This window comes from Rhodococcus sp. ACPA1, assembly GCF_002300195.1.
Taxonomy (GTDB): domain Bacteria; phylum Actinomycetota; class Actinomycetes; order Mycobacteriales; family Mycobacteriaceae; genus Rhodococcus_F; species Rhodococcus_F opacus.
In genome coordinates this window covers 804888-818503 of sequence record NZ_NSDX01000002.1, presented here as the reverse complement: position 1 = coordinate 818503, position 13616 = coordinate 804888, and the positions used below count along the sequence as shown (strand labels likewise).

Annotated in this window: 13 protein-coding genes; 11 read left to right on the top strand and 2 right to left on the bottom strand. The window is 71.0% G+C overall.

All coding sequences use genetic code 11. The features are described from left to right. Positions 1-93 precede the first annotated feature (93 nt). The 9 genes from gndA (at position 94) to CJ177_RS10260 (ending at position 10412) form a co-directional block, all read left to right on the top strand. On the top strand, positions 94-1545 hold the full coding sequence (gndA, locus tag CJ177_RS10300) for an NADP-dependent phosphogluconate dehydrogenase (RefSeq protein ID WP_095867665.1): 1452 nt from the start codon (positions 94-96) through the stop codon (positions 1543-1545). 96 nt (positions 1546-1641) lie between these two features. Then, positions 1642-3039, top strand: a complete 1398-nt coding sequence (locus tag CJ177_RS10295; protein WP_061044137.1) for a DEAD/DEAH box helicase — start codon at positions 1642-1644, stop codon at positions 3037-3039. Positions 3040-3044: 5 nt separating this feature from the next. Further along, positions 3045-3923, top strand: coding sequence for a DMT family transporter (locus CJ177_RS10290; protein WP_025432554.1), 879 nt, complete (start codon positions 3045-3047; stop codon positions 3921-3923). A gap of 3 nt (positions 3924-3926) precedes the next feature. Further along, positions 3927-5363, top strand: a complete 1437-nt coding sequence (locus CJ177_RS10285; protein ID WP_005246071.1) for a GuaB1 family IMP dehydrogenase-related protein — start codon at positions 3927-3929, stop codon at positions 5361-5363. A 306-nt stretch (positions 5364-5669) separates the two neighbouring features. After that, positions 5670-7040 carry a hemolysin family protein gene (locus CJ177_RS10275; RefSeq protein ID WP_005246070.1) on the top strand — a complete coding sequence of 457 codons (1371 nt, stop codon included), beginning with the start codon at positions 5670-5672 and terminating at the stop codon, positions 7038-7040. Beyond that, positions 7033-8121, top strand: a complete 1089-nt coding sequence (locus CJ177_RS10270; RefSeq protein WP_061044139.1) for a hemolysin family protein — start codon at positions 7033-7035, stop codon at positions 8119-8121. The genes CJ177_RS10275 and CJ177_RS10270 overlap by 8 nt, the downstream gene beginning before the upstream one ends. A 4-nt stretch (positions 8122-8125) precedes the next feature. Beyond that, positions 8126-8986 carry a 3-methyladenine DNA glycosylase gene (locus CJ177_RS10265; protein WP_095867664.1) on the top strand — a complete coding sequence of 287 codons (861 nt, stop codon included), beginning with the start codon at positions 8126-8128 and terminating at the stop codon, positions 8984-8986. Continuing rightward, a complete protein-coding gene (locus tag CJ177_RS49345) occupies positions 8983-9105 on the top strand; it encodes a hypothetical protein (RefSeq protein WP_257014458.1) in 123 nt (40 codons plus the stop codon). The genes CJ177_RS10265 and CJ177_RS49345 overlap by 4 nt, the downstream gene beginning before the upstream one ends. Further along, complete coding sequence (locus CJ177_RS10260) at positions 9102-10412, top strand: CoA transferase (RefSeq protein ID WP_143548662.1); 1311 nt, start codon at positions 9102-9104, stop codon at positions 10410-10412. The genes CJ177_RS49345 and CJ177_RS10260 overlap by 4 nt, the downstream gene beginning before the upstream one ends. Here CJ177_RS10260 and CJ177_RS10255 read toward each other — a convergent pair. Then, positions 10396-11037 (bottom strand): maleylpyruvate isomerase family mycothiol-dependent enzyme, encoded by a 642-nt coding sequence (locus CJ177_RS10255; RefSeq protein ID WP_095867663.1) that lies wholly within the window; start codon positions 11035-11037, stop codon positions 10396-10398. The genes CJ177_RS10260 and CJ177_RS10255 overlap by 17 nt on opposite strands. A 90-nt stretch (positions 11038-11127) precedes the next feature. Here CJ177_RS10255 and CJ177_RS10250 point away from each other — a divergent pair, with 90 nt between their 5' ends. Then, positions 11128-11595, top strand: coding sequence for an OsmC family protein (locus CJ177_RS10250; RefSeq protein WP_179443188.1), 468 nt, complete (start codon positions 11128-11130; stop codon positions 11593-11595). After that, entirely contained in the window at positions 11592-12623 is a 1032-nt protein-coding gene (locus tag CJ177_RS10245; protein WP_095867661.1) for a nucleoside hydrolase, read from the top strand. The genes CJ177_RS10250 and CJ177_RS10245 overlap by 4 nt, the downstream gene beginning before the upstream one ends. Here CJ177_RS10245 and meaB read toward each other — a convergent pair. Beyond that, on the bottom strand, positions 12612-13616 hold the full coding sequence (gene meaB / locus CJ177_RS10240; RefSeq protein WP_095867660.1) for a methylmalonyl Co-A mutase-associated GTPase MeaB: 1005 nt from the start codon (positions 13614-13616) through the stop codon (positions 12612-12614). The genes CJ177_RS10245 and meaB overlap by 12 nt on opposite strands.

Here is a 13616-nt window from a genome sequence, read left to right as displayed (position 1 = left end):
GCGACGGCCGGCCTTCGTATGTTTGGCTTAGGCGGTTGAGGTTTTCGTAGCCGCCGATTTCACTACCGCCGAGCGAGAGGGAATGCTGTATCCATGACTATCGACAACACTGAGGGTGCCCGCGCCCAGATCGGCGTCACGGGACTGGCCGTCATGGGCTCGAACATCGCCCGCAACTTCGCCCGGCACGGTCACACGGTCGCGCTGCACAACCGCAGCATCGCCAAGACCGACGCCCTCATCGAGGAGCACGGCAGCGAGGGCGACTTCGTCCGCACCGAGACGATCGAGGAGTTCGTGGGCGCGCTGCAGAAGCCGCGCCGCGTGCTGATCATGGTCAAGGCCGGCGACCCCACCGACGCCGTCATCGAGGAACTCGCCGCGGCGATGGAGCCCGGTGACATCATCATCGACGGCGGCAACGCCCTGTACACGGACACGATCCGCCGTGAGGCCTCCCTCCGGGAGCGTGGCCTGCACTTCGTCGGCGCCGGCATCTCCGGCGGCGAGGAGGGCGCGCTCAACGGCCCGTCGATCATGCCGGGCGGACCGAAGGAGTCCTACGCGGCCCTCGGCCCGCTGCTCGAGTCGATCGCCGCGCAGGTCGACGGCACCCCCTGCTGCACGCACATCGGCCCCGACGGGTCCGGTCACTTCGTGAAGATGGTGCACAACGGCATCGAGTACGCCGACATGCAGCTCATCGGCGAGGCGTACAACCTGCTCGGATCCGCCCTCGGATACGACGCCGGGAAGATCGCCGACGTGTTCACCGAATGGAATGGCGGCGACCTCGAAAGCTACCTCGTCGAGATCACCGCGGAGGTGCTACGGCAGAACGACGCCAAGACCGGCAAGCCGCTCGTCGACGTGATCGTCGACGCCGCCGAGCAGAAGGGCACCGGCCGCTGGACCGTCAAGTCCGCGCTCGACCTCGGTGTCCCCGTCACCGGGATCGCCGAGGCCGTGTTCGCCCGCGCCCTGTCCGGGTCCCGCGAGCAGCGCAAGGCCGCGGTCGGGCTCGCCTCCGGGCAGCTGGCCGACAAGCCCACCGATGCCGCCCAGTTCACCGAGGACATCCGGCAGGCCCTGTACGCGTCGAAGGTCGTGGCCTACGCGCAGGGATTCGACCAGATCGCGGCCGGCAGCGCCGAATACGACTGGGACCTGCACCCCGCCGACCTCGCGACCATCTGGCGCGGCGGCTGCATCATCCGCGCCCGGTTCCTCAACCGCATCAAGGACGCGTACGACGAGAACCCGACGCTGCCGAGCCTCATCCTGGCCCCGTACTTCCGCGACGCCATCGAGACGGCCATCGACAGCTGGCGCCGGGTGGTCTCCACCGCCACGCTGCTCGGGATCCCGGTGCCGGCGTTCGCGTCGTCGCTGTCCTACTACGACGCCCTGCGCGCGGAGCGGCTGCCCGCGGCCCTGACGCAGGGGCAGCGCGACTTCTTCGGCGCCCACACCTACGAGCGGGTCGACGCGGAGGGCAAGTTCCACACCCTCTGGAGCGGTGACCGCAGCGAAGTGCAGGCCTGAGCTTCGCCGACCACCCGTCCCCGGCCGTGACGTACCGCGTGTACGTCACGGCCGAGGCGTCGGAGGCCCCACCGCGGAGGCGGTAGCCTTTCCGATATGCCCGACGACGAGTTCTCCTCGCCCGCACCGGTGGGTGAGACGTTCCTCGAGCTCGGTCTCCCCGCGGTGATGACCCATGCCCTCGCCCGCAGCGGCATCGGGGCGCCGTTCCCGATCCAGGCGGCCACCATTCCCGACGTCCTCGCGGGCCGCGACGTTCTGGGCCGCGCGCCGACCGGCTCCGGGAAGACCCTCGCGTTCGGCCTGCCGATGCTCGTGCGGCTCAAGGGCGCCGCGAGCAGGCGGGGCTTCCCGCGCGGCATCGTCCTGGTGCCCACCCGTGAACTGGCGTTGCAGATCGAGCGTGCGCTGGACGAGCCGGCGCTGTCCGTGGGGTTGCGGGTGGCGAACGTGGTCGGCGGGATTCCCATCAAACGTCAGGTCGAGATCCTGTCGCGCGGCGTCGACCTGCTGATCGCGACGCCGGGACGCCTCGCCGACCACGTGGCGCAGGGGTCGGTGTCGCTGGACGACGTGACGGTGCTGACGCTCGACGAGGCCGACCACATGGCCGACCTGGGGTTCATGCCGCAGGTCACGACGATCCTCGACAAGACCCCGGCGGACGGTCAGCGGCTGCTGTTCTCGGCGACCCTCGACGGGGAGGTCGACACCCTCGTCCGCCGGTACCTGCGGGACCCGGTCACCCACTCGACGGCGCCGGTCACCGCATCGGTGAGCACCATGCGCCACCACCTGCTGTTCGTCGACCGGGTCGACAAGAAATCCGTTGTGGCACATATCGGTTCACGTGCGGGACGCACCCTCATGTTCGTGCGCACCAAGTACGGGGTCGACCGGCTCGCGCAGCAACTCCACGAAGCCGGCATCTCCGCGGGCGCCCTGCACGGCGGCAAGGCGCAGAACAACCGTACCCGCACCCTCGAATCGTTCGCCGACGGCACCACCCCGGTCCTGGTGGCCACCGACGTGGCGGCGCGGGGCATCCACGTCGACGACATCTCGCTCGTCGTCCACGTCGACCCCCCGGCCGACCCCAAGGACTACCTGCACCGTGCGGGCCGCACCGCCCGCGCCGGCGAGTCCGGCGTGGTGGTCACCCTCGTCACCGAGGACGAACGCGCCGAGGTGGAGAAGCTGACCCGCAAGGCCGGGATCGAGGTGGACGGCGTGCGGGTGCGGCCCGGCGACACGGTGCTGGCCGAGATCACCGGCGCCCGCCGCCCCACCGGGAAGGCGGTCGCCGCGCCCGACACCCGGGCACCGGCGCAGGACACCCCGAAGAAGGGCAGGCAGGCGCACGACACCGGGGGTCGCCCGGCCCGCCGCGGCCGGCCCGGGGACGGCGGAGCACCGCGGGCCGGTGCCCGACGCGGCCGGAAACCCGGACCTGCGTCAACTCCGCACGGACACCGCAACCGCGGGGCACACTGAGAGGCATGTCCCTGCCGTTGGCGTCGATCGTGTGCGCGCTGATCGCGGCGTTGCTGTTCGCGTGCGCGTCGGTCGCCCAGCAGAGCGCGGCGTCCGCGGTCCCCGAGGACGCCGCGTTGATGACCACCCTGCTGCGCAGTCCCCGCTGGTGGGCCGGCTTCGTCGGGGACGGCGGCGGGTACGCGATGCAGGCGGTGGCGTTGGCGCTCGGGTCGGTGCTCGTGGTGCAGCCGCTGCTGGTGACGGCGCTGCTGTTCGCGTTGCCGTTGTCGGCGAAGTTCTCCGGGTACCGGCTCAGCCGCACCACCTGGGCCCTCGCCGTCGCACTGGCCGTCGCGCTCGCGGTCTTCCTGGTGATCGGCGACCCCACCGAGGGCAACATCGACGCCCCGTTCCGCGAATGGGTGGTGCCGCTCGGCATCCTCCTGGCCGTGGTGGCGGTCGCGGCCGCCGCGGGAATGTCGAAGATCGACCCCGGATGGCGGGCGCTGCTGCTCGGCGGGGCCGGCGGCATCCTGTACGGGGTGGCGGTCGCGTTCACCAAGTACGTCGTCGAACTGGTGCCCCGCGGGCTGTGGGCGGTGCTGAGCAGCTGGCAGGCGTGGGCGCTCGTCGCCGCCGGCCTGGTCGGGGTGTACCTGCAGCAGCGCGGCTTCCAGGTGGGACCGCTGTCCGCGTCGCTGCCCGCACTGACCATCGCCGAACCACTCGCCGCCGTCTTCCTCGGCATGACCGTCCTCGACGAGCGGCTGCGGGTCTCGGGCCCCGGACTGGTGGTGGTCGGCTGCGCGGTCGCGGTGATGCTGGTGGCCACGATCGGACTGTCCAGGTCGCAGGCCCAGCGGACATCCGACACCACCGCAACTTCCCCGGTATCGTCCTGACATGTGCAGTTCCTCGACGGGCATCGCCCTCCCTATGACCTGACGTACGACGACGTGTTCCTGGTGCCGAACCGCACCGAGGTCACCTCGCGATTCGACGTCGACCTGGCCACCTCGGACGGGTCGGGCACCACCATCCCGATCGTCGTCGCCAACATGACGGCGGTCTCGGGACGCCGCATGGCGGAAACGGTCGCCCGCCGCGGCGGTCTGGTGGTACTCCCCCAGGACCTTCCGGCGCCCGCCGTCGCGGAGACCGTGTCGTTCGTCAAGAGCAGGCACCTGGTCGCCGACACCCCGGTCACGCTCGGCCCCGACGCCGCCGTGTCCGACGCCCTGGCGCTGCTGCCGAAGCGGGCGCACGGCGCCGTGGTCGTCGTCGAGAACAACCGCCCCGTCGGCGTCGTCACCGAGGCCTCCTGCACGGACGTCGACCGGTTCGCGCGACTGCGCTCGGTGGCGCTCACCGACTTCGTCACCGCCCCCGACTCCGCGTCACCGCGGGAGGTGTTCGAACTCCTCGAGGGCAAACACGACTCCCTCGCCGTGATCGTCCACCCCGACGGCACCCTCGCCGGGGTCCTCACCCGCACCGGCGCCATCCGGGACGGCATCTACCAGCCCGCCGTCGACGGCAACGGGAAGCTGCGGATCGCCGCGGCCGTCGGCGTCAACGGCGACGTCGCCGCGAAGGCCCGCGCCCTGGTGGACGCGGGGGCCGACCTGCTGGTCGTCGACACCGCGCACGGCCACCAGCAGAAGATGATCGACGTCCTCGGCGCACTGAAGAAGGCCGACCTCGGTGTCCCGCTCGTCGCCGGCAACGTCGTGTCCGCCGCCGGCACCCGGGACCTGATCGACGCGGGCGCCGACATCGTGAAGGTCGGAGTCGGACCGGGCGCGATGTGCACCACCCGGATGATGACCGGGGTGGGCAGGCCGCAGTTCTCCGCCGTCGAGGAATGCGCAACCCAGGCCCGCGCGATGGGTGCGCACGTGTGGGCCGACGGAGGCGTCCGTCACCCCCGCGACGTCGCTCTCGCCCTCGCCGCGGGCGCGTCGAACGTGATGATCGGGTCGTGGTTCGCGGGCACCTACGAATCACCCGGCGACCTGCGGGTGGACCAGTCCGGCAACGCGTACAAGGAAAGCTTCGGCATGGCCTCCAAGCGTGCGGTCGCGGCGCGCACCGCCACGGACACCGCGTTCGACCGGGCCAGGAAAGGCCTGTTCGAGGAGGGTATTTCGAGTTCCCGGATGCGCCTGGACCCGGAACGTCCCGGCGTCGAGGACCTGATCGACCACATCTGTTCGGGTGTGCGCAGCACCTGCACGTACGCGGGCGCGCGGACGCTGGCGGAACTGCACGAGCGGGCCGTTCTCGGTGTGCAGTCCGCCGCCGGGTTCGCCGAGGGCCGCCCGCTGCCGGCCGGCTGGTGACGACCGCATCCTGATGTGCCGGTGGGTGTCCTGTTCCACGGAACCGGACATCCACCGGTATCATGGGTCGCTCAACCACACCAGTTCTCGGCGCCGGACCCGTCCGGGCCGTCGAGGCCGAACGAGAGGACTCCGGTGCCCGCGGCACCCACACACGAAGCAAGCGCCCCACCCGCCGTCTCCGGGAGTGCCGTCGCCTCCTGCTCCGTGGAATCGGACTCCGATTCCGCCGGTTCGGAGGGCTCCTCTAGCGAGCCGGGTGACAAACCCGGCGACCCCCGTTCCTCAGCTCGGCGGCGATGACACATGGAGATCGCGCTCAGCATTCTCGCTCTGCTCGGCTTTCTCGCCCTGACCGCGGGTACCGCGTTGTTCGTGGCAGCCGAGTTCTCCCTCACTGCCCTCGAACGCAGCACCGTCGACTCGCACGCCCGCGACGGTGACCGCCGGGCCCGGCAGGTGCAGCACGCCCACCGCACCCTGTCCTTCCAGTTGTCCGGGGCGCAGCTCGGCATCACCATCACCACGCTGATCACCGGTTACCTGTCCGAACCGGTCCTCGCCCGGTTCATCACCCCGGTGCTGTCCGCGATCGGGTTCAGCGAATCCGCTGCCGCGGCAACGTCGTTGGTGATCGCCCTCGTCCTCGCCACCTCGTTCTCGATGGTGTTCGGCGAACTCGTGCCGAAGAACCTCGCCATCGCCCACCCCCTGCCCACGGCACGTGCGACGGCCGGCATGCAGGCGGCGTTCTCGCTCATCTTCAAGTGGGCGATCAACGGGCTCAACGGATCCGCGAACTGGCTGGTGCGACGCCTCGGCATCGAACCGGCCGAGGAACTGCGGTCGGCGCGGTCCCCGCAGGAGCTCGGGTCGCTCGTGCGGACGTCCGCGCAGCGCGGCGCCATCGACAAGGGCACGGCGCTGCTGGTGAACCGCTCGTTGCGGTTCGGGGAACGCACCGCGGAGGAACTGATGACCCCGCGCGTGAAAATCGAGACCCTGTCCACGACGGACACCGTCGCCGACCTGATCGACACCGCCTCCCGCACCGGGTTCTCCCGCTTCCCCGTCGTCGACGGGGACCTGGACGACGCCGTCGGCATCGTCCACATCAAGCATGCGTTCGCGGTGCCCGCCCACCGTCGGCGCACCGCCCGCCTCAACTCGCTCGCCCAGAAGGTCCCCGTGGTGCCCTCCAGCCTGGACGGTGACGCCCTGATGGAGCGGATCCGGTCCGACGGCATGCAGGTCGCGTTCGTCGTCGACGAATACGGCGGCACCGCCGGGATGGTCACGATGGAGGACCTGATCGAGGAGATCGTCGGCGACGTCCGCGACGAGCACGACGAATCCGAGATCGACGTCCAGCGGGTCGGTGACGGCTGGTCCTGCTCCGGGCTGCTCCGCGTCGACGAGGTCTCCGACACCACCGGCTACACCGCACCCGACGGTGAGTACGAAACCCTCGGCGGACTCGTCCTCACCGAACTCGGGCGGATACCCGACGAGGGCGACGAGGTGGAACTCCCGCTGCCCGAGGGCGCACACGACCCCGGTGGCCGGTGGGTCGCCACCGTGACCCACATGGACGGCCGGCGCATCGACCGGGTCCTGCTCACCCCGAAACCCGACGAGACCGCCCACACCGACAGCGAGGAGGACGACGATGAGTGACCTCTTCGGTGTGCTGCTCACGTTCGTGCTGCTCGGGGGCAACGCGTTCTTCGTCGGCGCCGAGTTCGCGCTGATCTCGGCCCGCCGCGACCGGCTCGAGGCCCTGGAGTCGCAGGGCAAGAAACGCGCCCGCACCGTGATCACGGCGGGCGAGAACCTGTCGCTGATGCTCGCGGCCGCGCAGCTCGGCATCACCATCTGCTCGATCCTGCTCGGCAAGGTCGCCGAACCGGCGATCGCGCATCTCCTCGAGGTCCCGCTCCACGCGGTCGGCCTGCCCGCCGGGCTGCTGCACCCGGTGGCGTTCACGATCTCGCTGGCGCTGGTCGTGGTGCTGCACATCCTGCTGGGTGAGATGGTGCCGAAGAACATCGCACTCGCGGGCCCGGAGCGGACGGCCATGCTGCTGGTCCCGGTGCACCTGCTGTTCATCAAGCTGGCCCGCCCGCTGATCTCCTTCTACAACCTGTGCGCCAACCTGACGCTGCGGTTGCTGCGGGTGGAGCCGAAGGACGAACTCGACGTCACCGTGTCGGCGGTGGAACTGTCCGAGATGATCGGCGAATCCCGTTCCGAGGGACTGATCGACGCGGAAGAACACCGTCGGCTCACCCAGGCGCTGGAGACCACCGACCGCACGGTCAGCGAGGTGATGATCCCCCTCGACAAGGCCCGGACCATCCCCCTGTCGGAGGGCGGAACCCGGCTCGGCGCCATCGAGCAGGCCGTCGTCGAGACCGGGTACTCCCGGTACCCGGTGCGCGCCGACGACGGCTCACTGGTCGGGTACCTGCACCTCAAGGACGTGCTCGACGACATCCTCGACGAGGAGGCCGGACCCGACACCGTGATCCCGCGGTCGGACATCCGTCCGCTGCCGCGCATGTCGACCACCACCCCGCTCGCGGAGGCCCTGGCGAGCCTGCGCCGCGCCAGCTCCCATCTGGGGGCGGCGGCGGACCCGTCCGGGCAGATCGTCGGCATCGTCGCCCTCGAGGACCTCGTCGAGGAATACGTGGGCACCGTCCGCGACGGCACCCACCGCGTCAACGGCGTCAATCCGGGACAGCGAACGAGCTGATCGGATGGACGTTCTGGATGCGTCGGAGTGGATCCCTCGCCGCGACCGGCACCGGGCGAGGGTGTCCGCACTGATCGGACCGCACCTGGAGCGCCGGGAACGCAGCGAGACCCACCCGGTGATCGACTTCCTCTTCACCTATTACAGCTACCGGCCGAATCAGCTGCTGCGCTGGCACCCCGGGTGGGGAACGGTCCTCACCGGCGGGGACGAGTACGCCGAACTCCGCGGGTATCACCGCGCCGACCGCGGGGTCACCGTCGACCCGGAGTTCCTGCAGCGCCGCTCGGACACGGTCGCCTTCACCGCACGACTGATGGAGGCGACCGCCGGGCGTCCCACCCACCTGGCCTGCTTCGGCCTGCACGAGTGGGCGATGGTCTACCGATCGGACGAGGTTCGGCACGGCAGCGTCCCGCTGCGGCTCGGGCCGGGCGGCACCGACTCCGTCGTGGAATCGCTGCACCTGCGCTGCACCCACTACGACGCGTTTCGGTTCTTCACCCCCGCCGCCGAACCGCGGAACAGTGAGCCGTTGACCCGCGAAGACCAGCTCGGGCGGGAACAGCCCGGGTGCCTGCACGCGTCCATGGATTTGTACAAGTACTGCTACAAGCTGGCGCCGATGATCGACTCGGACCTGACCGTCGACTGCTTCGAGCTGGCGCTCGCCGCACGGGAACTCGACATGCGGGCCAGCCCGTACGACCTGACCGCCTACGGGTACACCCCGATCCCGATCGAGACCCCGCACGGCCGCGCCGAGTACGTCCGGGAGCAGTCGGCGCTGGCCGCCCGCGCCGCACCGCTTCGTGCCGTATTGCGTGACCGGTGCCGCCGGTTGCTCGCTACCGTGAGCCCATGACTCTCACGGGCTACGACCGCTACTGTGCCGAGATCGTCACGCAGACCGAACTGTTGGCCACCACCCTCGACGGCGCCGACATGCTCGACTTCTGGCTGGACCGGGTAGGTGTCGCATGATCCCCACCGTCATCGACTACGGCGACCCGGGCGACTACCTGGCGGCCCGCCTCCCCGTCCTCGCGTTGGCGGCCGGTTCGGTGGCCGCCCTCACCGGCGCCGTCGACCGGCTCGACGCCGTGCACGGGCGGGAACCCCGGTCGTGGCGGCTCGACCCGGAGCGGATCGCCGCGTCGTTCGCGAGCGACCGGCTGCTGCGGGTGTCGGGTTCCCCGGTGTCGGGTTTCGCGGAACTGTCGGGTTTCTTCGCGGCGTCGGACGGCTGGGTGCGGACCCATGCCAACTACCCGCACCACCGCGCGAGACTGTTGGCGGCACTCGACCTCTCGGCCGACGCCGGCCGCGACGCGGTGGCCGCCCGGGTCGGGAACCTGACCGCCGCCGACGTCGAGGACCGTGCCGCCGTAGCGCAGGCCATCGCCGTGCGCGTGCGGACCGCGGCGGAGTGGGCGGCGAGCCCGCAGGGTGCGGCCGCGGCGTCCGGCGACCTCGTGTCCACCGTCGTGCACGCCGAGAGCTCCCGTCCCGGGACACGGCAACGCTCCCGCCGGGAATCCGGCCGGGGGCCGTTGGCGGGGGTGAAGGTCCTCGACCTGACCCGGGTGATCGCCGGCCCCGTCGCCACCCGCACCCTGGCGCTGCTCGGAGCCGAGGTGCTGCGGATCGATCCGCCGTCCCTCCCGGAAATCGTGGTGCAGCACCGGGACACCGGGCAGGGCAAACGATCCGCGCTGCTCGACGTGCGGTCCGCGGACGGCAGGCTCGTGTGGGACAGCCTGCTCGCCGAGGCCGACGTGGTGGTCACCGGGTACCGTCCGGGCGCGCTGGACGGTCTACTCGACGACGCCCCCGACCATCTGGTGCGGGGACGGGTATGCGCGTGGGGCGGCTCCGGCCCCTGGGCGCACCGCCGCGGCTTCGACAGCATCGTCCAGGCGGCGTCGGGGATCGCGAGAATCGAGGGTCGCGACAACACCCCGGGCGCTCTTCCCGCGCAGGCACTCGATCACGCGACCGGCTACCTGCTCGCCGCCGGCATCGTCGACGCCCTCGCCGCGGGGCACGTCGACGGACGCGGCCGGTCCGTCGACGTGTCACTCGCCCGCACCGGCGCGTGGCTGCTGACCGCGGACGGCCGATCCGAGGATCCGCCGCCTGCCGCGATGCCGGGGCTCCGGTGCCTCACCGCGCACGGCGACCTGGTGACCGCCCGTCCCGCCCTGGCCGAGTTCGACGACTACCCGTCACCGGCCCGGCCCTGGGGTGGCGACACCCCCGGCTGGTCCGGTGTCATACCGTCGCCGTGAACCGCGGGCTCGGTTCCCCCGTCAGATGTCCCGGCGGCACCCGGCGTCCGCACAGCACGAGGAGCAGGTCCTGGGCGGAACCGCGCAGCGGCGCGCCCGCACCGTAGGTCCAGGCGCGGTCGTCCGCCGTCAGCTGCACTCCCGCCAGGTCGGTGCCGAAGTACTTGACGTGCTTCGGGCCGACGCCGCCGAGGACCCGGTCGAGGCGGTCGTCCGGGACCCGCCTGCCCAGGCCGAGCGCCACCGACACGTCGAGACCGTGGATCACGTCGTGGGACAGTGCCCCCTCGAAGCCGCCGCCCGGCGGCTTCCACGGGTGCGCGACGTTCTCCTCCAGCGTGTGCAGCAGCGCGTCGGCGGTCAGGGTCCGTGCGTCCTCGCGGGCCTGCGCGTCCGACATCCGGTTGAAGTTGCCGCGCGCCTTCACCATCTTCAGCAGGATCCGCGGCGTCGACAGGCGGTACGGCATGGTGATGTGCGCGATCACCTCCCGGCTGCGCCACCCCGCGCACAGCGACGGCGCGTCCCATTGCTCCGGCGTCAGTCCCGCCAGCATCGACGCCAGGTCGCGCCGCTCCGCTGCGACCCAGTCCGGTGCCGTGTCCCGTGCCGGGTCCCGTGCCATGTCAGTCTCCTCCGGTCGCCGTGTCGTGCTCTACGTAGGCAGACCGTGCCCGCCGGCGAAACTCATCGCGCGGCCGTGAAGAATGGTCGGGTGAGCACACACGACTACACGCTGACGGTCACCTGGACCGGCAACCGCGGCGCGGGAACGTCGGGCCCGGACGCCTACGACCGCCACCACGTGATCGCGGCGGCCGGAAAACCCGATCTGCCGGGCAGCGCGGACCCGTCGTTCCGCGGCGACGCCACCCGCTGGAATCCGGAGGAACTGCTCGTCGCGTCGCTGTCGCAGTGCCACATGCTCTGGTATCTGGGCCTGGCCGCCGCGACCGGTGTGGTCGTCGTCGACTACCGGGACGACCCGACGGGAACGATGGTCGAACACCCGGACGGGGCGGGCGAGTTCACCGAGGTCGTGCTGCATCCGACGGTGACCGTCGCGGATGCGGCGATGGCCGCGCGCGCCGAGTCGCTGCACGCCCGGGCGCACGCGAGGTGCTTCATCGCCCGGTCGGTCGCGTTCCCCGTGCACCACCGGCCGACGGTGGTGACGGCGTGAGCAGACAGCGGCTGATCGTGGACGTCGACACCGGCATCGACGACTCCCTCGCCCTGCTGTACCTGCTGGCCAGCCCGGAGGCCGAGATCGTCGGCATCGCCAGCACCGCCGGCAACGTGCCCGTCGAGCAGGTCGCGGCGAACAACCTGAACTGGCTCGCCCTGTGCGGCGCACCCGACATCGAGGTGGCGCTCGGCGCCCGGGTGCCGCTGGACTGCCCGCTGCGCACCACCGAGGACACGCACGGACCCCAGGGCATCGGGTACGCCGTACTCCCCCTGTCCGGGCGGTCGCTGTCGGAGCGGGACGCCACCACCTTGTGGGTCGACCTGGTCCGCGCCCACCCCGGCGAGCTGACCGGGTTGGTGACCGGGCCGCTGACGAACCTGGCCCTCGCGATCCGCGAGGAACCCGCACTGCCCCGGTTGCTGCGGCGCCTGGTCGTGATGGGCGGGGCGTTCAACCACCCCGGCAACACCACCCCCACCAGTGAATGGAACGTGTCGGTGGATCCGGAGGCGGCCAAGGAGGTGTTCGACGCGTTCTCCGGGCTGCCGGAGGGCAGCCGTCCGATCCTGTGCGGACTGGACGTCACCGAAACGATCGAGATGACACCGGATCACGTCCGGCGGCTGGCGGAGGCGGCGGGAAGCGCACCCGCCGAGATCATCTCCCCCGACGACGGACCGCAGGTGCGCTCGACCGCGTCCAACCCGGTGATCCGGCACCTGTCCGACGCCATCCGGTTCTACATGGAGTTTCACCGCACCCACGACCAGGGTTTCCTGGCGCACATGCACGACCCGTTCGCGGCGGCGGTGGCGCTGAACCCGGCGATCACAAGGACCCGTCCGGCCACGGTCGACGTCGAACTGCACGGCCGGCTCACCCGGGGCACCACGGTCGCCGACTGGGTGGGCCACTGGAACCGGGAACCCAACGTCGACATCGCGGTGAGCACCGACCCGGTCGCGTTCTTCGACGATCTCGTCGACCGGGTCGGGCGCTTCGCGAAATCAGTCGGCTGACGCGTCCGTGCCGTCGAACGCGTCGAGGATCTTGGCGGCGGCCAGCGCCGCCGTCAGGGAACCGTCCCGCACCCGCTGTTCGACGTCGCCGCGGATCGCCTTGACCCGGGTGTTGGACGCGAGCCGGCGCAGCAGCTGATCGTTGACCATCGTCCACGTCCAGTCCACCTGCTGGCGGCGGCGGTTCTCCTCGAACTGCCCGGCCGCGGTCAGCACCTCACGGTGCCGGCAGACGGTATTCCAGAAGTCCTCGAGACCGACACCCTCGAGACCGCTCATCGTGATCACCGGCGGCGTCCAGACGGCGTCGTGCGGGTAGATCAGCCGCAGCGCCCCTGCGAGCTCCCGGGCGGCGCCCTTCGCCTCCCGCTCGTGCTTGCCGTCCGCCTTGTTCACGGCGACGAGGTCGGCGAGTTCGAGGACACCCTTCTTGATGCCCTGCAACTGGTCGCCGGTGCGGGCCAGGGTGAGGAAGCAGAAGCAGTCCACCATGTTCGCGACCGTCACCTCGGACTGCCCGACACCCACCGTCTCGACGAGGATCACGTCGAATCCGGCGGCCTCGAGCAGCACGATCGTCTCGCGGGTCGCCTTCGCGACACCGCCGAGGGTGCCCGACGTCGGTGACGGCCGGATGTAGGCGTCCTTCTCGACGGTCAGACGCGCCATCCGCGTCTTGTCACCGAGGATCGACCCGCCCGTGCGCGTCGACGACGGGTCGACGGCCAGGACCGCCACCCGGTGCCCCTGCCCGATCAGGTGCATCCCGAGCGCGTCGATGAACGTGGACTTCCCGACGCCGGGCACACCGGTGATCCCGACCCGGTGCGCCTTCCCCGATTCCGGCAGCAACTCGAGCAGCAGCCGCTGCGCCGCCTCACGGTGGTCGGTCCGGGTGGACTCGACCAGGGTGATGGCCTTCGCCAGGCCGGCGCGCTGATTGGCGCGCACGGCCTGGGCGAGGGCATCGATGTCGACTGGAGGCCGCCCCAT

Bases quoted from the DNA above. Each gene is read 5' to 3' on its own strand.
- CJ177_RS10275 (WP_005246070.1), top strand. From the start codon at position 5,670: ATGGAGATCGCGCTCAGCATTCTCGCTCTGCTCGGCTTTCTCGCCCTG.
- CJ177_RS10295 (WP_061044137.1), top strand. From the start codon at position 1,642: ATGCCCGACGACGAGTTCTCCTCGCCCGCACCGGTGGGTGAGACGTTC.
- CJ177_RS10290 (WP_025432554.1), top strand. From the start codon at position 3,045: ATGTCCCTGCCGTTGGCGTCGATCGTGTGCGCGCTGATCGCGGCGTTG.
- CJ177_RS10270 (WP_061044139.1), top strand. From the start codon at position 7,033: ATGAGTGACCTCTTCGGTGTGCTGCTCACGTTCGTGCTGCTCGGGGGC.
- CJ177_RS49345 (WP_257014458.1), top strand. From the start codon at position 8,983: ATGACTCTCACGGGCTACGACCGCTACTGTGCCGAGATCGTCACGCAG.
- gndA (WP_095867665.1), top strand. From the start codon at position 94: ATGACTATCGACAACACTGAGGGTGCCCGCGCCCAGATCGGCGTCACG.
- meaB (WP_095867660.1), bottom strand. From the start codon at position 13,616: ATGGGGCGGCCTCCAGTCGACATCGATGCCCTCGCCCAGGCCGTGCGC.
- CJ177_RS10255 (WP_095867663.1), bottom strand. From the start codon at position 11,037: ATGGCACGGGACCCGGCACGGGACACGGCACCGGACTGGGTCGCAGCG.
- CJ177_RS10265 (WP_095867664.1), top strand. From the start codon at position 8,126: ATGGACGTTCTGGATGCGTCGGAGTGGATCCCTCGCCGCGACCGGCAC.
- CJ177_RS10260 (WP_143548662.1), top strand. From the start codon at position 9,102: ATGATCCCCACCGTCATCGACTACGGCGACCCGGGCGACTACCTGGCG.